Annotated in this window: 2 protein-coding genes; both read left to right on the plus strand. The window is 59.8% G+C overall.

Annotated features, from left to right (window positions below; translation table 11 throughout):
• Positions 1 to 507 (plus strand): cytochrome c biogenesis CcdA family protein (locus tag CR157_RS21995; RefSeq protein ID WP_110285647.1); only part of this gene is annotated, 507 nt, incomplete at its 5' end.
• A 167-nt stretch (positions 508 to 674) separates the two neighbouring features.
• A partial coding sequence (locus CR157_RS22005) for a WD40/YVTN/BNR-like repeat-containing protein (protein WP_110285649.1) occupies positions 675 to 1,327 on the plus strand: 653 nt, incomplete at its 3' end.

Genomic DNA, 1,327 nt, shown 5'->3' on the forward strand with positions numbered 1-1,327 from the left:
ATCGGTCGCCTGCTGCTGGTCTATCGCCAGGAAGCCAACCTGGTCGGCGGTATCATCGTCATCCTGTTCGGTGCCTTCATGACCGGGCTCATCCCGCTGCACTGGTTACAGCGAGAGTGGCGGTTTATCGGCAGGCTCAAGGAAGAGGGTGGCGGGCGCGGTGCGGCTTATCTGCTCGGCGTGGCGTTCGCGTTCGGCTGGACCCCCTGTATCGGCCCGATCCTCGGCGCCATTCTGACCGTCAGCGCCTCGACGGCCAATGCCTCGAGCGGCGTGGCATTACTCGGCATTTATTCGCTGGGCCTGGGGGTGCCATTCCTGCTGAGTGCCATTTCGCTCGACCGTTTCTTGCACCACCAGAAATTCCTGCGCCGCTGGGGCCGGGTCATGCATCTGGCGGCCGGGCTGATCATGATCCTGATGGGCATCTTGATGATCACCGGAAAACTGACCGAGCTGTCCTATTGGTTATTGCGCACTTTCCCTGCCCTGGGCAGCATTGGCTAGGCTTTTTCCGAAAACTGCCTGCGCTCGCCCATACGGCGTTAAAAATCAGCTTAAAATGCTCATTTACACCCACGTAAACTCCGCCTTTTCGCTGATTTTTGCCTTGTCTGGCCATCGCTCGCCGACTTTTCGGACAAAGCCTAGCCGTTGTTCAAGGAAATATTGATATGAGAAATATCGCAAGTCGCTTCTTGCAGGCCCTGTCATTGGCGAGTGGGGTCATGGTTAGCCTGGGTATCGCCAGTGTGGCCGGGGCTGCCGAGAAGGCATTGCCGTCGCTGAGTTATGACCGTACGAGCGAACGGCTGCTCAAGGTGGATGCCAACCAGCTTTCCCAGAGCATGAATGGCGGCGCGACCTGGCAAGAGATTCCCTTGCCTGACGTGGTGAAGGATGGACGGTTGGTAACGGCATCGGTTCCGGCAACAGCCGAGAAGGCGCTCTACATCGCAGGCCCCTCCATCGGGGTGCAGCGCAGCACCGATCATGGAGAAAGCTGGCATGCAGCCGATGAAGGCCTACCTAGCCAGGACGTCATCGCTTTCACCGTGCACCGTAACCAGCCAGAAACGCTCTATGCGGTGATCGCCGACGACGGTCTCTACCAAAGCGAGGATGCCGGCACGACCTGGAAGAAGATGGATAGCGGCCCGACTCAGGCCATTCGCCGCCTCGTCCACTCCGACATGGAGGGCAGCATGCAGACCGGCTGGCTCTACGCGGTCTCCGACGATGCGGTGCGCCTGTCGATGGACTGCTTCTGCGGCTGGCGACCGACCGGTGAGCTCGATGCCGGCAGGGTCTATGATATGGCCTACGA

The organism is Halomonas sp. LBP4, assembly GCF_003202205.1.
GTDB lineage: Bacteria > Pseudomonadota > Gammaproteobacteria > Pseudomonadales > Halomonadaceae > Halomonas > Halomonas flagellata.